The organism is Gardnerella coleohominis (genome assembly GCF_002896555.1).
GTDB lineage: Bacteria > Actinomycetota > Actinomycetes > Actinomycetales > Bifidobacteriaceae > Bifidobacterium > Bifidobacterium vaginale_F.
Window position 1 is genome coordinate 94,839 of record NZ_MNLH01000001.1, and the last position, 18,270, is coordinate 113,108.

General features: G+C 38.0%; 12 protein-coding genes. 9 read left to right on the forward strand and 3 right to left on the reverse strand.

Annotated features, from left to right (window positions below; translation table 11 throughout):
• The first annotated feature begins 10 nt into the window (after positions 1-10).
• Complete coding sequence (locus BFS05_RS00350; protein WP_103084100.1) at positions 11-2,704, forward strand: ABC transporter permease; 2,694 nt, start codon at positions 11-13, stop codon at positions 2,702-2,704.
• 498 nt (positions 2,705-3,202) lie between these two features.
• Positions 3,203-5,209, forward strand: a complete 2,007-nt coding sequence (locus BFS05_RS00355; RefSeq protein WP_103084101.1) for a chromosome partitioning protein ParA — start codon at positions 3,203-3,205, stop codon at positions 5,207-5,209.
• Between the two features lie 445 nt (positions 5,210-5,654).
• Here the strand turns inward: BFS05_RS00355 and BFS05_RS00360 are convergent, their stop codons facing one another.
• Both BFS05_RS00360 and BFS05_RS00365 read right to left on the reverse strand, forming a co-directional pair.
• Positions 5,655-6,377 (reverse strand): response regulator, encoded by a 723-nt coding sequence (locus BFS05_RS00360; protein WP_103084102.1) that lies wholly within the window; start codon positions 6,375-6,377, stop codon positions 5,655-5,657.
• A gap of 27 nt (positions 6,378-6,404) precedes the next feature.
• Positions 6,405-8,972: a sensor histidine kinase gene (locus BFS05_RS00365; protein ID WP_103084103.1), complete on the reverse strand. Its 2,568-nt coding sequence runs from the start codon at positions 8,970-8,972 to the stop codon at positions 6,405-6,407.
• Between the two features lie 225 nt (positions 8,973-9,197).
• Between BFS05_RS00365 and BFS05_RS00370 the strand changes: the two genes are divergently transcribed.
• The 4 genes from BFS05_RS00370 (at position 9,198) to BFS05_RS00385 (ending at position 13,835) form a co-directional block, all read left to right on the forward strand.
• Positions 9,198-10,580 (forward strand): alpha/beta fold hydrolase, encoded by a 1,383-nt coding sequence (locus BFS05_RS00370; protein ID WP_103084104.1) that lies wholly within the window; start codon positions 9,198-9,200, stop codon positions 10,578-10,580.
• Between the two features lie 147 nt (positions 10,581-10,727).
• Complete coding sequence (proC, locus tag BFS05_RS00375) at positions 10,728-11,531, forward strand: pyrroline-5-carboxylate reductase (RefSeq protein WP_103084105.1); 804 nt, start codon at positions 10,728-10,730, stop codon at positions 11,529-11,531.
• Between the two features lie 54 nt (positions 11,532-11,585).
• A complete protein-coding gene (gene ychF / locus BFS05_RS00380; RefSeq protein WP_103084106.1) occupies positions 11,586-12,674 on the forward strand; it encodes a redox-regulated ATPase YchF in 1,089 nt (362 codons plus the stop codon).
• 216 nt (positions 12,675-12,890) lie between these two features.
• Positions 12,891-13,835 (forward strand): L,D-transpeptidase, encoded by a 945-nt coding sequence (locus BFS05_RS00385; protein WP_258004157.1) that lies wholly within the window; start codon positions 12,891-12,893, stop codon positions 13,833-13,835.
• Positions 13,836-13,990: 155 nt separating this feature from the next.
• Here BFS05_RS00385 and BFS05_RS00390 read toward each other — a convergent pair whose 3' ends face one another.
• Positions 13,991-15,055 (reverse strand): YeiH family protein, encoded by a 1,065-nt coding sequence (locus BFS05_RS00390; protein WP_103084107.1) that lies wholly within the window; start codon positions 15,053-15,055, stop codon positions 13,991-13,993.
• Positions 15,056-15,596: 541 nt separating this feature from the next.
• On the opposite strand from BFS05_RS00390, the gene BFS05_RS00395 reads away from it, so the two are divergent.
• The 3 genes from BFS05_RS00395 to BFS05_RS00405 all read left to right on the forward strand — a co-directional run bounded on the left by BFS05_RS00395 (position 15,597) and on the right by BFS05_RS00405 (position 18,222).
• On the forward strand, positions 15,597-16,883 hold the full coding sequence (locus BFS05_RS00395) for a uracil-xanthine permease family protein (RefSeq protein WP_103084108.1): 1,287 nt from the start codon (positions 15,597-15,599) through the stop codon (positions 16,881-16,883).
• Positions 16,884-17,066: 183 nt separating this feature from the next.
• Positions 17,067-17,879: an AzlC family ABC transporter permease gene (locus BFS05_RS00400; RefSeq protein WP_103084109.1), complete on the forward strand. Its 813-nt coding sequence runs from the start codon at positions 17,067-17,069 to the stop codon at positions 17,877-17,879.
• 4 nt (positions 17,880-17,883) lie between these two features.
• Positions 17,884-18,222: a branched-chain amino acid transporter permease gene (locus tag BFS05_RS00405; RefSeq protein WP_103084110.1), complete on the forward strand. Its 339-nt coding sequence runs from the start codon at positions 17,884-17,886 to the stop codon at positions 18,220-18,222.
• The last annotated feature ends 48 nt before the right edge of the window (positions 18,223-18,270 follow it).

The window sequence follows — 18,270 nt, forward strand, 5'->3', positions numbered from 1 at the left end:
TGAAATTAGAATGTGGAAAATCGCACTAAAACTTATGCGTAAAAGCGTACGCATGCTAATAGCTTCTGGAATTGCAATTCTTATAGGCAGCATGTTTATGAGCAGTACTTTGCTTTTTGTAAATAGTGTTGACGACTTGATGGTTCGCAGCGCAACGGAAGAATTCACTAGCGCAAATTATGCAATCTCATTTAAAAATCCTAACAGTTCTCCGAGTAGTGAAATCCATTATAAAAACCTTCATTTAGATAAAATATCGAAGATGCCTGGTGTTAATGGCATTCGTAGTAACGATGCTACCGCGCTTGTAAGAGTAGAAAAAGGCGATAAATCAGTTACGAGTATTGCTTGGTCTACTGGCTTGTATGGAAATCTTCCTGTGTATAAATCAACAGAAGGTAGGGATCCGCAAAAAATAGGCGAAATTACGCTTATTAAAAGTATTGCTAAATCCATACATGCAAATATTGGCGATACTATAACTTTGGTTAAAGTAGATGACACTGGCGGAGATAAAGAAAAATCATACGATGTTCGTGTGGTTGGTCTTGTAGGCGATGGAGAACATTCTCAAATACCAATTTCAAATCGCGGCACGTATCTTGGTGGCGTAACGAATGGTTTTTGTGCAAAACTCAACAATCTTAAGAATTTTGACGATCAAGTTGTGCAAAGCAAAGTATATATGAGTATTGATGAATCTAAAATAAACGATTTATCTCCTAAGATTAACGCTTTGCTTCCAGATCAATTCTCTCTTATGTCTAGGCACGAAGTTGGTGTAAAAGCTGTTCGAAATGCATCCAACGGCACTAATTTCGTGGTTATGTTCCTGTTGTCATTTGGTATTCTAGCGTTGCTGGTTTCTTCGCTTGTTATAGCAAATACATTCCAAGTATTAGTTGCACAACGTAGACGAACTCTTGCACTTTTGCGCGTAATTGGCGCACAGTCGCACCAGCTTTATGCTGCAGTTTTGCTTGAAGCTGCAATACTTGGAGTTATTTCTGCAGGTATTGGTGTGCTTTGCGCAATCGGATTTATGGGCGCAATTAGTAACGTGAATCTTAATTCTGGCGTATTATCTAAGATTCCTCTGATTGTTTCGCTTCCAGCGGTTGTGTGGCCAATAGTAATCGGCATGATAGTAACAGTTCTTTCATCTATGGGTGCTGCTCGATCTGCTACAAAAGTAACGCCTATGGAAGCGTTACGACCAATGGATTTGATTAAAGATAAGCGAGCTAGTATTGTTCGAGCAGTTTTTGGCGTTCTGTTTATTGTTGTAGGTATTTTAGCTACGGCTTTAAGTGCCACTTCTTTGGCAAGCATGCTTGCTCGGCAGTCGCCTAATGCTGGTTCTGACTCTTGGATGACTTTGCTTGGAGCAATGTTTGGCTGTGCACTTATATTCATTGGTATTGTTATGACAGCCATATTCTGGATGCCGCTAGCTATGAAGGCAACTGGAGCAATTATGGCACTTTGTGGGCCAGCATCTAAAGTTGCTAACGCAAATGTTCAGCGAAATCCTAGAAGAGTTGCAGCAACTGGAACTGCTTTGCTTATTGGCGTAACGCTTGTTTCAACAGTGGTAACGGGCGCAACTTGTGGTAAAGCAACTCTTAAAGGTTTTGTTGATGATAGATACAGTGTTGACATTATTGTTCAAGGCAAGAATGTTGATGAGTCTCTAGCTGCCGATATTTCAAAGATTAGTGGAATAAAGCATACTGAGTTGCTTCCTGCAGTTCCTATGACTTTTAAGAATGCTAAGGGCAAAACTGAGTACGCTATGGTAGCTGGAGTTGATAATGTAGATCAACTTCGAAATGTAATGCATACTGATCTTGATGGCGTTGAAATAAAGAAAGATTCTGTGCTTTTGCCTAAGTTTAATAGTGAGGGTGGAGAGCCTTTTGAACTTAAAAAAGGAAACCTTAATCTACAAGCTTACGTAGAAAAGTACAGTTCTGGTGAAACAGACAGTGATAATATTACGCCATTCACTGGTATGAATACTGACTCGAGTAATAACGATAAGAGCATTACCGTAAAGCAAGTTCAGTTTAAGAAGTATCGAAATGTTGGTGTGTATTCAAATAATACCGCTTTTGTAAGCAAATCCTACTTCAATAACTATCTTAAGCCTACAACGCATATGCTGCTTATTTCGGTAGATTCTAGCAAAGCTAATCTTATAGATATTGTTAAAAACATTCAAAAAACTACATCTAATTATGCTGAGGTTATGGCTACTGGAAGTATATTCCAGCGAGCGCAGTGGGATAGTGCTATCAATACGATTATGATGGTGTTCGTTGGATTAATAGCTGTAGCTGTTGTGATTGCTTTAATAGGTGTTGCAAACACATTAAGCTTGTCTGTTATTGAGCGAACCAAAGAATCTGCAACTTTGCGCGCAATAGGCATGACAAGAGGACAGGTTAGAAGATCTCTTGCGTTGGAAGCAACGTTGATTTCTTTGACGAGCACTGTTTCTGGCTTGATTGTTGGAACAATGTTTGGTTGGATTGGATCCTACATGGTATTTAGCACAATTGGCAAAGTTCCGTTTGTAGTTGATTGGACTATTTACGCGGTTCTTGCTCTAATCGCTTTGCTTGCAGCGCTTCTTTCTAGTGTGCTTCCAGCTCGTAGAGCAGTGAAGTCTTCTCCAGTGGCTGCGCTCGCGGAAGAATAGTATTCGCTTTATGATTGCATATCTTACATATATGAATTTAAGATAAATTGTATATATGCATGAACAAGGTGAATAATGTATACAATAATTAAATAAAATATATAGTATATCGACTATAAAAAGATTAAGTTATTTTCGATAATTTATAAAGATTTTTAGTAGTCGAAAGTATATAAATAATGCTGGCATGATTAATTTTATGTCAGCATTATTTTTTTCTGTTGGGTTTGCGACACGCAGGGTTTTAAAAAGTATAAGTTAACAAAAAGTAAATCTTATTTACGAATAACATTCTATATTATGCATAAATATTCTCTTTTTTATAAGTATTTATAGCATATTTACAAATATGTTATGTTTAATATGCATAATAAGTTAATTAATCGGAAATATTCCGTATCTTTTATCTTGTATTTGTATTTATTCCTTTGTTATGCTCAAGAATGACTGCTGACATAAGTTAGACATGAAGGCCGCTACGAGCAAGGAGTAGAAAATATGGTAACGGTCAATAAAAAATCTGCCGCAGCAATTGCAGGAATCTTATTGTTAATGCAAAGCCCAATGCCAGCGTGGGCGCAAGATGCTGTTGAGAATGTACAAGATCCACAAGCTCCAGCAGAGGCGACTGTTAAAGCGTCTACTGAGGAAGCAATTGAAAAAGCTGAAGAGCAAGTTCAGCAATTAGAAGATCAAATTGAAGCGTATAAGAAAAAAGTTACAGAATTTGACGATCTTTTAAATAAAATCTCTGATGCTGAAAAAACATTTGAAAACGTTGAAAATGATAAAGCGAAAGAACTTTCAGAAGCTGAGAATGCATTAAAAATGGATTCCGAAGCTGCAAAAGCAAAGGTTGCAGAATTTGAAAAATCCAAAAAAGAAAAAGAGAGCGATCTTACCGGATTAAAAGAAGCATACGAACTTTTAAAAAAGCAATATGATAATGCAAAATTAGCTCTTGATGGTTTGCAAAATGACGAAGAAGAAAAAAGTGAAACAAAAGAAAGAGCTGCAGCTAACATAAAACAATATGAATCGCAGATTTCAAATCTTCACAAAGAAGTAGATTCTCTTAAGGAATCTATTGCAAGTGATTCTGCTCAAGTTAAAGAGTATGATACAAAAATCGGTGAATTAGAATCTGCGTTAGAAAAAGCTGATCCAGACGATGCCGGTAATATTTATTCTCTAGCGGAGCAGTTTAGAAAAGTCTCTAATGATCAAACTTCACTTAGCAAAAAAGTTGAAGGAAATAAGAAATCTGTTGCTGCTAAAGAAGAAACTCTGAAACAATTAGATACTCTTTTCAAAACAGCAAAGCAAGAATTTGAAAAAGCAGATGAAGAACTTAAAAAGATTAAAGATCAAATTGATGAGTCTAAGAAAGATGTAGCCAATAAGCTTGAAGCTTCTAATAGTAAAGATTCTGAAGTAAAGAAAGCAGAGTCTGAAATAAAGCTTCTTAATAATATTATTGAGAACTATAAGTTAGTTGGCAAAGATAATGAGCTAAGCCAAAAAATTAACTCCTTAAAAAATGGTGTTGAGGGTGCTAAAGCAGCTAAGAAAAATCAGATTCATGAGAGAACTGAGAAAAGTGATTTAAAGATGAAAGCTGAAGATTCTTTAAAGGAAGCAGAAAAGAATCTTGAGGCAGCTAGAATTAAAGTTACTACTCTCAAAGCTCAATTGGAACAGGAAAAAGCTCAAAAGAATCAGCAAAATAGCAGCAGTTCTGCTGGCAATAATGATGGTGCAAAAGAATCCCAAAAGCAAGCTGCTCCTAGTGTTCCAGCACCTTCTGAGTCTAAAAAAGCTAACGAATCTCAAGATCATGCTAATCAAATTCCTGCACCTCCAGTAGCATCCGCTCCGAAAGTAGCTGCTCCAGTTCCTGCAGTACCTGAAGCTAAGATCCCAGCTCCGTCTGTTAAAGCTCCAGCTATGCCACCTGCTTCTGTTGTTCCATCAGTATCTGTTGCTCCTGCAGACCCAGTAGTGCCAGCAGTTCAAGTTGAAGATAATTCAGCTCCTGCTGTTCCTGTAGCACCTTCGGCTCCTTCAGTGTCTTCAGTACCTGCAGCAAATCCTACTGTTGCAAATACTCAGAAGGCAGTAACTCCAGTTGCTGAAGCAGCTAAAAAGGTTTCTTCTGCAGCCGCATCTCAGGCTCCGGCCGTTGCTAATGCTGCTGCTCAGACTACAGCTGCTGCGGCTCAGTCGAACAATACTTCGCAAGCAGATAAGTCAACTGAATCACAGGTTTCAGAAGAAAACTCGAAGAAGCCTGAAGATAATAACAGTGAAACTGAGGAAGTTGAAGAAAAAACTCCTGTTGAAAGCAAGAAGCCACAAGCTCAAGCTAGTGCTACAAGTGAAAACAAATCTTCAGGAAATGTACTTGGGAAGGTGGTTATTGGCGTCGTCGGAACGCTAGCAGTTGTAGGAACTGCTGCAGTAGGCGTTACTGTTATGCGTCATCGTCGCCTTCCTAAGGCTTAAAAGCTATCTGGCGAATCGACCGAGCTTAAAGCTGGATAGTGACTGCGCTTTAAGATCCATTCTATTGGGGCTGAGCTGTCGGAGTTTCTCTCATCGCAAGATTTTTACATTGCTCTAAGAGAAACTCCGACAGCTCTTGGCATGTTTAGTCTTTTAATCTTCGGTTAATCACCGAGATTTTTCAATTTTTCTTCTTCGCTCAATGAATCACCATCGAAGGGCTGCGAATCGACCGAGCTTAAAGCAGCATAGTGCGCTTTAAGCTCCTTCGATGAGTGAGCTGGCACAGAGAGGAAGTCCAGTGGACTTCCTCGCCAGCGAAGTGTTGAGCTGTTACTGCGTGCGCGATGGAAAGTGGTACTAAAGATCTCTTTCGCTCTGTGCGAAAAATCTCAAATCTCTGCCTACTTGGTAGCAATGCATGTCTGGTAAATAGCGTATATGCTTACGGCTGAAGTAAGCCATTTTCGTAAGCAAAGACTACAGCTTGCACACGGTCGCGAGCGTCAATTTTAGATAAAATATGTGCAACATGTGTTTTCACTGTAGGCAAGCTAATAAATAGTTTGTTAGCGATTTCTTGATTTGAAAGTCCGTGAGCAATTTCAATTAGTACTTCGCGTTCACGATCAGTAAGCTCGCTAATATGCGTGTTTGAAATATTTACACTTCGATAGTCTTGTTTGTTGTTATTGGATTGAAAATCTGAATTTAAAGAGTTGTGATTTTGCTGAATCATATTCTCAATCAAACGCTTTGTTGCCGTAGGAGCGATAATCGCGTTTCCTTGATACACAGTTCGTATGGAATTAAGCAAAGTTTCTGGCTCTGTATCTTTTAGTAGGAATCCTGAAGCTCCAGCGTGGATAGCAGCCATAACGTATTCGTCAAGATCAAATGTTGTCAAAATTATGATACGTGTGTTTGCGCGTGAGTTATTGTGAATTATCTGTTTAGTTGCCGCTAATCCATCCATTCTTGGCATACGCACATCCATTAGAATGATGTCAGGATTTTCTTTGGAAGCTATATCGACTATTTCGTATCCATCAGAAGCTTGGGATACAACATGCATGTCTCTTTGTGAATTTATAACCATTGCGAAGCCTGCTCTAACAAGCTCTTGGTCATCTGCAATAGCTACTCGAATAACACTGCCATCGTTCATAATTCAATACTATCAGTGTGTGAAGTTTTACGTGAATTGTTGTGTTGAATTATTCTGTCGAATTTGATTATCTAATGACTCTGCTGGTCTTAAAGCAAGATTTGCATTTTTGTTTTTTGCAGACTTATTAGAGACTGATTCAGTTTCTCGCAAAATTCCAAGTAAGTGACGCATGTATCTTAAGGCTGATCTTCCTTCTTCGCCAATGTGCTTGAATGCTTCAGCAATAGATTCTGTTTGCTCAATAGTAAGAGATGAGTTATCTGAGATCGTATTTTTATCGCTGCTGTTTGAGTAATCAACTTTTGCTGGGTCAACTTTATTAGCGTTTTCAGATTGGTATCCGTTTAACATGCTAATTCCAGTGTCTGCAGCATTTATAACTCTTCGCAAAGTAGCAGAAACTTCTTGCTGAATATTAGAGCTGAGTCGTTGTCGCTCGGCATTTGCTGCAAGTACTTCTAGTTGTTTTTGCTCTTGCTCTAATTCTTCTCTGCGCGCTTTTAGAATCAGCAAATTATTGTCATCATTTCTGCGGTAATAAGCAAACGCAATAACTGTAAAGCAAATTATTGCAACTATGAAACCAAAAACTAATCCTACGGACGCCATTTGCATAATGTCATAAAAATTGGTTGTAACAATATTTGATGTAAAGAATTGTATTGGAGTTGCATTTTGTGGAATATCTCTTGTAGCAATACCAATTTTTAATGCAAAAATAGCAGATTCTGCAAGCACTACTGCGCTAACCCATTGCCATGTGTGCTTTTTGCCGTAGAGTACAGCAGCGTAAATAATGTTTGGTATGAAAAAATTAGCGAATAAAATATTAGGCAAGAATATTAGCTGTATTGCAGAAAATACTGCTGCAACAATTGCACACGTAGTCGGAGCTTTTCTACGAAACATAAATGGAATCATAGTAGTAAGCGTAAGTATTCTATAAAGTATTTGAAATGAAAGCGAGCTTGAATATTGCGAAGTAATTCCAGTTCCAACAGTAAAATCGTAAGTTGGTGTAAAAAGCATCATAACAACCCAAGGTGATGCATAAATAGTGTCTCCAATAAGCCAATGTTGTTCAAACCATTGTGATACTTTTTCAATCCTATTTTGTGAATTATTTGCTTCTGGCAAAACTTTTGATGAGGTTTTATCGCTTGTATTTTCTGCCTTTTCTTGCACTGATAATGGATTATTAACTTTTATGTTCTTATAAGTAGCGTTAGTAATATTATTTAATGCAAAAGCAGTAGTGTTTGATTGGTCTGTGCTGTAAGAATATGGAATAAAAGCAGCAATACTAAATGTTCCATCGTTTTGTATTCCATAATCAAGTGTTCCATGAAGATTTTCAATGCGCTCTTTCATGCCAATTAAGCCATAACCGTTTTTATGCTGCGCATTGCTATTTTGCGTTTGGTTAGCTTCGATTTTGTGTATTTCATTTGTAATTTTTAGTTTTAAACCTTGGGTGTTCCATTCTTCATGAATGTTTACTTTAACGCATTCGCCTGCGTGCTTTCGAATATTAGTAAGTGATTCCTGAACAACGCGGTATGCTACAGTTTGCGCATCTTTGTTGAGTTTATTAGAAGAATTTATGCCATCAACAGTATGCCAAAAAATATTATTTGGTGAAGCAATTCGCGCTTGCTCAATAAGTGATGGCACGTGATTCAAATTTGTGTCGTTAGAAGGTGCATCAGTTAAAGCTTCTAGCAGCCGACGCATGTCGTGAACGGCGCGTTCGGCTTCGTTTTTAATAATATGCATTGTCTTTTTAGCGAGCGAAATATCTTTGGTTGCTGCATAACGACCACCATCTGCTTGCACAATAATAATAGAAAGCGTGTGGGCAACAATATCGTGCATATCTCTAGCAATTCTTGCGCGCTCTGCAGTAATAGCAATATTTTGAGCTTTCTTTCGGTACGCGCGAATAGCATTATTGTGATCTTGTAAAAGTTGAATAGTATGCACGTGAGTGCGCTGCCAGTAGCCGATAATAACCGTAATAGTAGTAATAATAATCGCAAAAATTATTGAAGGAATTGCAAAATCAAGTATATTTGAAACGCAATTTTTTATGTTACTACTATTTATATTTCGTAAGCTACAAGCATAACTAGCTTTTGAATGATTGATGCCATATATTGGTCCCATTACAATATTCCACGATATTACTACGCAAGATAATACTGTTGTTACGTAAGCTGCAATAACAAAAGCTTTTGAATGCTCTGGATTTCCGCGCGCAATAGAATTAACAAGTAGTACGAAACCAAAGAAATCAGCAAAAAGTTGAATAGGGCCAAATATTATTTGTACAATGCAAATAACAATAAAAATAGTAGCCGCTTGTTCAGGCCATAGTTTTCGTACTGAAAGTAGTAATGCAACAACAATATTTATAAGATAGGCTGTAATTAGCGAACTTTGCGTCAAGAATCCGTCAACATTGCTTATAATATATCGATTGGTTGAAAGTATAAAAAGAATAAGTGTAATAATACCCAATAATATGTCGTTTAATGTGAGCTCTTTTCGTAAGCGCTGTATAACACATTGAAACATATTAGGTACTTTCATAATTACAAGGCTAGCGCATAGTGCTTTATCGTACAATCAAACTCTAGTATGATTTGTGAAACTTATTTTAACTTATTTAGAAACATAATTTAATTTATTTAGAAACATGATTTGTGAAACATAATTTAGTATAAAAGCTATATAGTCGATTCTCTACTATACTTTTGTTATTGATGGTTTTGCTAAAAATTTTTCATGCAAAGTAGCTTAGAAAGGCAAATAGTCATGACATTATTAACACACTATTATGTACCAGGGTTGTATGTAGAAGAACGTGCTATTGATGTGCCTCTTGATTGGAATGGGAATACGCCGGGAGATTGCGTTAAAGGGGAGACTATACGTTTATTCTGTAGAGTTGTTACTTCTCCTGAACATGCTCATGATGATTTGCCATTATTAGTATTTTTGCAAGGTGGTCCTGGAGGGCAGTGCCCGCGTCCACTTTCACCTTCTAGTGATGGTTGGATTGCTGAGGCTATTAAACATTTTCGCGTAGTTTTACCGGATCAACGAGGTGTAGGTCGTTCTTCTAGAGTTGATGCTTCAACTATTAAGCGAATGGAAGCTGATGGCGTGAATGTAGAGCATCAAGCTTGGTATTTGAAGCGTTTCTTAGCTGATTCTATTATTAGAGATTTTGAACATCTGCGACTTACTGAATTCGATGCCAAGCCATGGGTTTCATTAGGTCAAAGCTATGGTGGATTCTTGACTCTTACTTATTTGTCGCTTTTCCCTCAAGGTTTAATCGCTAGCTTCACAACTGGCGGTATTCCTCATGTTCCAGCTAATGCTCGTGAAGTTTATGAGCATACTTTTCCTCGAATGGCTCGTAAAACTGAGCAATTCTATGAGAGATACCCACAAGATGTATCTCGTGCTGCTGCTATTGCAGATCGTATTGCGCAGGGAGATGTTGTTTTGCCTAATGGCGAAAAACTTACTGTTGAAAGATTCCAAACATTGGGATCCTCTTTTGGCATGAAACCAAGCTTTGAGCGTGTTCATTGGCTACTGGATTCAGCTTTTTCTGATGGCGATGGTTCTCTTAAAGCGTTTAAGCACAGCGGCGGAGCATTAGCTGGGTCTTTAAGCGATGAGTTCTTGTATTCAGTTATGGATAGCACTTCTTCAAGCCCACTTTATTGGCCTTTGCAAGAGTTTATTTATGCTGATGGTGAGTTAGAAAATCCTATTTGTTGGGCTGCTCAACAAGTGCGCGAGTCAATGCCTGAGTTTTCTTGTTCCGCTCGTCCACTTCTTTTCACAGGAGAAGCAGTATTTCCTTGGATGTTTGATCAAGAAAATGCGTTAAAGCCGTTTAAGCCTGCTGTTGAAGCTATGATGAATGACACAGAATTTGGCAAGATTTACGATGAGGAACAATTAGCTGATAATGAAGTTCCTTTGCAATCAGCTGTTTACTTCGACGACATGTATGTTGATTCTGGTTTGCAATTAGATACATTATCTCGCATAGCTAATTCGCATTATTGGACTACAAACGAGTTCGAACACGACGGTTTGCATGGAGACGTGGTATTTGCTCATCTTTTCAATGAATCTTTGAATCGCGGTGATTTAGAGGGAATTTATAAGCGCTAAAGCAAATGCGATTCTTATAAGTTTTGCGTTTTAGTGTTTAATAGAGCACTATTTGGTATGCTATACATCTATTTGTTTTTAAATAGTGTTGTTTAGATAGTGTTGTTTAGATAGTGTTTTATTTATATGCGCTAAAGGGGATTATGTATGAGCGTTAAAACATTCGGTACTGTAGGATTCATAGGTTATGGCAATATGGCGCAAGCAATTGCTAAAGGCGCTATGAATGCAGGAGTATTGCAAGGTGAAAATATTGTTGCGTGCGCGCATAATTTTGAAAAACTAGAGCGTAATACTTCGCTAATTGGCGCTCGCGCTATGCATGCTGCTAAAGAAGTATGTGAAGCAAGCGATGCGATTATTGTTGCTGTAAAGCCGTATCAAGTTGTTGAAGTATTAGAACCTATTGCTGACTTTATTAAAGAACGTCGTCTTGCTGTTATTTCTGTGGCTGCAGGTTGGACGCTTGAACGCTATCAAAAGTTACTTGGCGAGGATGCTCATGTGCAGTGCATTATTCCTAATACTCCTATTGCAGTAGGTCAAGGCGTGACTTTAGCTGAAACTAATCATTCGCTTACAGATAGCCAACTTTCGATGTTTAATGCTTTGTTTGAGCCAATCTCTTTAGTAGAACGAGTGGACGCTGAGCATATGAATATTGCAATGTGCATTTCTAGCTGTGCTCCTGCTTTTACAGCAATGTATATGGAAGCGTTGGGGGATGCTGGTGTGAAATACGGTTTGCAACGTGATTGTGCTTATCGTTTGGCTGCAAAAATGATTGAAGGAGTAGGCGCGTTATACATGGATTCTCGCACTCATCCAGGGATTATGAAGGATGCGGTGTGCTCTCCTGGAGGAACAACTATTCGAGGAGTTGCGCAGTTAGAATCTCGTGGATTTAGGGGAGATGTGATTTCTGCAGTTGATGCTATTGAAAATAAATAGTAAATAAAATCAATTTGTGTCGGCTTTCCCGACACTGGTCTAAACTAGGTGAATATGTCTTTAACTATTGGAATTGTTGGATTGCCAAATGTTGGCAAGTCCACTATGTTTAATGCTTTAACTCGAAACAACGTTTTGGCGGAAAATTATCCGTTTGCAACTATTGAACCGAATACTGGTATTGTTCCACTTCCGGATCATCGTTTACCAGTTTTAGCTAAATTAGTTAATACTGAAAAAATTGTTCCTGCAACAGTTACTTTTGTTGATATTGCAGGCATTGTTAAAGGCGCTTCTGAGGGTGAAGGCTTAGGTAATAAGTTCCTTGCTAATATTCGCGAAGCTGATGCTATTTGTGAAGTTGTGCGCGCGTTTAACGACGACGATATTGTGCATGTTAACGGCAAAGTAGATCCTGCTGACGATATTGACACGATTAATACTGAGCTAATTCTCGCCGATATGCAAACTATTGACAATGCTCTTCCAAAGTTGGAAAAGGATTTGCGAGGCAAGAAAGTCACTCAAGAATATGTTGATGCCGTGAACAAAGCTAAGGAAATTCTTGCTTCTGGAAAAACTATTGACCAAGCTCATAATGAAAAGCTGATCAATAAAAACGACGTCTACGATTTGCATTTGCTCACTGCTAAGCCATTTATTTACGTATTCAATGTGGATGATTCGGAGTTAGCTGATGAAGATTTGAAGTCTAAACTTTCTGCTTCTGTAGCTCCTGCAAAAGCAATCTTCTTGAACGCTCAGTTTGAGTCAGAACTTACTGAACTTGATGAAGCTGATGCGCGCGAAATGCTTGAAGATGCTGGCTTGAAGGAATCTGGTTTGGATCAGCTTGCGCGCGTAGGATTTGATATTTTGGGTCTTCAAACTTATTTGACTGCTGGTGTTAAGGAAGTACACGCTTGGCAGATTCATAAAGGTTGGACTGCTCCACAAGCTGCTGGCGTGATTCACACTGATTTTGAGCGTGGATTTATTAAGGCAGAAATCGTATCTTATGATGATTTTGTTGCAGCTGACGGTTCTATGGCAAAAATTAAGGAAGAAGGAAAGCTTCGTCTTGAAGGCCGTGATTACATTATGCAAGATGGAGATATCGTAGAGTTCAAGTTTAATGTTTGATTCTATTTGATTTCTTCTTGTAGATATTTTTATTGTAGATATTTTTATTGAAGATATTTTTTGGAAATCTACAGAATAAGCGTTGCTTCATAGTTTGATTACTATTTAGCAACGTTTTTTATATAATTAAGTAATCTACGTTCGTTTGAAGATTTACTTATTAGTTATTAATGCTAATGTAGTTTGTATAGCATTTTTATTGTTAATGGAGATACGATGCAAATGTTTCATACCGTGATAAGTGACATGAAGAATTTTGGTCATGTGCTTAAAAAAGGCTTTGATTTGTGGCTTCACGGGACTATGTGGCGTAGATTTGTCGGTCTTGTTGGTGCCATGGTTATGGTGCTTGTTTATTTAGGATTTGTTGATTACTCAATAAACAATGTAGTTAATATTAGCAATAAGATTGTTAAAGAGAAAAACGAAGAAAAGCATGCAGTTAAAAAGAGTCGTATAGCTCCAGTTCCTAATGTAAACAATAAGTCTAAAGATAAGAATAATGGGGATTCTAAGGGTAAGTCTGCTGACTCTAAGGGTAAGTCTAAAGATAAAGTCAATTCTAAGTCTAAGCTAAATGACAAGTCTAAGGGCAAAGCAAATTCTAAGAACGAAACTAAAAATAAGCCTAAAGGCAAAGTCAAAGATAATCCTAAAGGGAAAAGTAAAGTAAAGACAAAAGATAAGTATAATAACGCTTTTGCTAGGAAAGATCCTGATTATGTCTGGAAGCACCCTACTGGTGGTCGTTATCCGGATATTACTCATTTAAATGTAGCGGATGTTCACGTAAAAGTTGATACAAAAAAGCAACGTGTATATATTTATCACGGTAAAAAAGTGATTTATGAAATGATTGCTAGCACAGGTGTTAAAGGATCAGAAACTCCTAAAGGTGATTTTTTGATTGGTACTCGAACTGAACATTTTTATAATGCTTATGATGGTGGTGGAATGGGTGGCGACTATGCAGTTTCTTTCAAAGATGATGTGTACTTATTCCATTCAGTGCCTACTAGAGAAAACTTTGGAGATTATATTGAAGAAGAAGGCCGTAAATTGGGGCATAAAGCTTCACATGGTTGCATAAGGTTGAGTGTTCCCGATGCTAGGTGGTTCTTCGATAACATTAAGCCAGGTACGCATGTGAAAATTATTTAACTTAATTATTTAACTTAATTATTTAACGTTTAATATTAGGTTAATTTAGAAAGATTTATTATTTGATAATCCTTTATGAAATATAAAAAATAGGGGGTCTATAAAGGCTCCCTATTTTCATAAATCAGTATTTACTTAGTTATTTACTTAGTTATTTATACAAAGAAGATTTTTGCAGCTGCACATGCAAGAATTACCAACACAATAGACGCTAAGAAACTTGCTGCGAAAGCTGCGCGACCCTTCTTGAAAATAACCTTGAAGTTAACGTTAATTCCAAGAGCGGCCATTGCCATGCCAAGGAAAACGTATCCTGCTGCTACAAGAGTTGTTGTGTGTGCTGTTATGAAAGGCACGTAAGTTCCAATAACAGATGCTGCAATAAAGCCAAGCATAAACCATGGGAAGCTAATCTTATGCTTTCCGCCATTTTCAACTTTGCTATGACGCGCATTCCACCAAATTGCAATAAAGATGGAAGCGGGAACAAGCATAAGAACTCTAGCAAGCTTCATAATTGTTGCAACATGGATATTATTGAATGCTCCACCAGCTGCAACAGCATGTGCGATTTCGTGAAGAGATGCTCCAGCTGTAATGCAAAGCTGCTGCGTGCTCATACCAAAGTGAGGAAGAATGAAGATTTCAGCAAGAGCGTAAATAGTGCCCATAATTGCAACTGTTGCAACGGCCATAACTTCGTTCTGCTCTTTCTCGTCTTCCTCTTCTGGAAGAACTGGCATTGATCCGGAAAGACCCATAACTGCTGCGGCTCCACAAATACTTGTGCCGCCTGCAGTTAGCATTGCAAGCTGAGGATTTACTTTCAGAAGTTTAGCAATGGTATAAGTTATGCAGACCATTACTGCAACTAACACAGCTGCAATAGGCAAGCACTTAATGCCCTCGGTAAACAAATCGTGCAAATTCAGATTAAAGCCGAGAAGAATAATACCAAGACGAAGAAGCTTGTTTGCAATCAAACCAGCAGCGCTTTTAACGCCTGCTCGTCGTAAATCATTATTCTTTTTGTATGCGTGCAATGGCAGCTGCAGAGCCATGCCAACAAGCAACGCAATAATAAGAGCACCAAGTAATTTGAAACCTGGGTATTGTTTAAGCCAGCTGCCAATAAAGGAAGCTAGAAGTGTCAATACAGCGATAAGAGCCATATCGATGGTGCAGATTTTCTTTTTCCATGTATCAAAGAAATTAACCATTTAGCTCATTATTCTCTCATAATCGGACAAAAGCGAACAAAAATTAAATATTTAGCTAATGATTATGCATTTTTGCTGGAATTATGCGCGACATGCTGAATGTAAAAATCACATAATCGAACATAATAACTCAGAATCTCAAATCTCTGTCTTGTGAATAGCAAATCAAGTCGTCGCGCTTAATTTTGTGGACTTAGAGGGTACATAAGTAAACAAAATCGGGGTAGGGTTCTTGGTTTTGTTTACTTAGAGTGCGTGTTGGTAAACAAAATCGGGGTAGGATTCTTGGTTTTGTTTACTTAGAGGGTACATAAGTAAACAAAATCGGGGAAATGCATGGGCGAAAAACTCAAATCGCTGCCTAATTGATAGAAAAGCAAGTTAGTCCAAGCAACACTATGATTTTTAAGCTATATACGTTAGAATGAAGATTTGGCTACAAAGCTGTTGCGCAAAGGAATTTTTGGTTCTGTTTTAATTGCGCTCGGACTATTGGCTTTTAAAAGCAAAAAAGGGATGCTATTTAGAGCTAGGAGAGAATATGAGTTTATTTACTTGGAAGCTTCACGGTAATGGCAAAACGTTAAGGCCTGGTGAAGTTGTAGAGCCAGACGAACGTCTAACTTGGACTCGTACTGCTGGTATTGGTGCTCAGCATGTTATTGCAATGTTTGGCGCTACGTTCTTGGTGCCTATTCTTACAGGCTTTGATCCATCAACAACATTAATGTTCACTGCTATTTCTACGGCACTGTTCTTACTTATTAACGCAAATAAGCTTCCTAGTTATTTAGGAAGCTCTTTTGGTCTTATAGCACCTGTTATGGCTGTAACAACAGCTCATAAAGGTATTGCAGTTGCAAGCTTCGGCATTATGTGCACAGGTTTGCTTCTTGCTCTTATCGGTGTGCTTGTGCATTTTGCAGGAGCTAAGTGGATTGACATTATTATGCCGCCTGTTGTAAACGGTGCAATCGTTGCAATTATCGGTTTTAATTTGGGACCTGCAGTTTGGGCTAACTTCCAGAAAGCTCCAGATACAGCGCTTGTAACATTAGTTGCTGTAATGCTTATTGCTGTAGTTTTCCGCGGTCTTCTTGGTCGTTTGAATATTCTTTTAGGTGTTCTTGTTGGTTACGCATACGCGTGTTTCCATGGGCAAGTTGATTTCAAAAAGATTGAGGAAGCTTCTTGGATTGGTTTCCCTAAATTCCACACTCCACAAATTGATTTCTCTGTTCTGCTCATGTTCTTGCCAGTAGTGCTTGTTCTTATTGCAGAAAATGTCGGTCACGTAAAGTCTGTATCTCAAATGACTGGTCGCGACTATGACTCTAAGATTGGAACCGCATTATTTGCAGATGGCTTTGGTACAGCTATTGCAGGTTTGTTTGGCGGTTGCGGTACCACTACGTACGGTGAAAATATTGGCGTTATGGCTGCAACAAAGGTTTATTCCACTGCCGCTTATTGGTGTGCTGCAGCGTTTGCGTTCATCTTAAGCCTTTGCCCGAAGTTTGGTGCAATTGTGAACTCAATTCCAGCTGGTGTTCTTGGTGGCGTAACAACTTTGCTTTACGGCATGATTGGCATGATTGGCGTAAGAATTTGGGTTGAAAACAAAGTGAACTTCGACAAGCCAGTGAATATTATGATTGCTGCAATCGTTATGATTATTGGCATTGCTAACTTCCAGTTTGCAGTTTCTGGTATTCAGTTCAACGGCATTGCAATTGGAACCGTTGTGGTGTTGGTTGTGTACCACTTACTGAAGGTTATTGGTAAGCTTACTGGCACGATTGCTAAAAACGATCCAGATATTGCTTAACAATACAGTTTGATTTTCTAACAAAATCTGATTTCTCTAGCGCGCCTGCATTAATTTGTGAGCGCGCTAAATTTGTTATAACGTGCCTACCTTGCTATATACTTATAAACCTTTGAGTTGTATTTTGTTAAATATTTGTATTAAAGATAAATATAAAGATAAAGATAAGGAAGTGTGCCATATATGAAGTTGTTAAATTCTGTGTTTAAAAAACAGGATTCTTCTTCTAAAGAGCATTCACATAGAAAATCTGTGATTTTAAAGGCATTTGATACTGCCTTACCGTTTACTATACCAATTTGCGCTGGATACATGTTCCTTGGTATTTCTTACGGAATGTTAATGCATGCCAAAGGTTTTTCAATATGGTATCCAATTTGCATGAGCATATTAATCTACTCTGGCACAATGGAGTTTATTACACTCGACTTATTCTTTGGCGCTTTCGACCCATTTTCCGCGCTTGTTTTAGCGCTCGCTGTAAACGTGAGACATATTTTCTACGGAATTACAATGTTAAAGCCATATAAGGGAGCTGGAATAAAGAAGTTCTCTATGATTTTTGACATGACGGATGAAACTTTCGCAATCAATTCGTCTGCAAAAATTCCTGAAAGCGTGAATCGCCAGTGGTTCATGTTCTTTGTTTCTATTCTCAACCATTGGTATTGGATAATTGGAGCAATAATAGGGTGGTTTGTTGGCAGTGTTTTGCCAATAAACATGAAGGGTATTGAGTTTGTTTTAACGGCCCTGTTTTTAGTGATTTTTATTGAACAATGGCGTGCGCAAAAACATCATATTGTGCTTATTATTGGTATTGTTGTTGCTGTTGTGGCACTTGGCATACTTGGTCCAAAAATGTTTATGATTCCTTCTTTGGTTACATTTTTGATTATTTTTATAGTGTTTAGAAAATACTTTGAAAAGTTATATGTAAATTATGACAATAATTCATCTGAATCAAGCGAAGATTTAGAATCCAAGAAGGCGTGATTTTATGAGTATGAACCTATATCAAAGCATAGTTATTATTATTGTTGCAATTATTGGTACTGCATCAACTCGTTTCGCAGCGTTTTGGATATTTCCAGAATCCAAAAAGCCTCCTAAAATCGTCCAATACCTTGGAAGCCTTTTGCCATATGCTATGAGCGGTCTTTTGTTAGTGTATTCGCTTAAAACTACGCCGATTCTAACGGGATCGCATGGCTTGCCTGAATTAATTGCGTTAGTCGTAGTTGGAGTACTTCATTGCTGGCGTAAGAATATGCTGCTCTCAATTGCGGCTGGAACTATAGTATATATGTTTTTAGTTCAATGCGTGTTTTTGCATTAAATGTTTGAATCAAAAGTATACTTGTTCTATGGATAAGATTATTTTAGA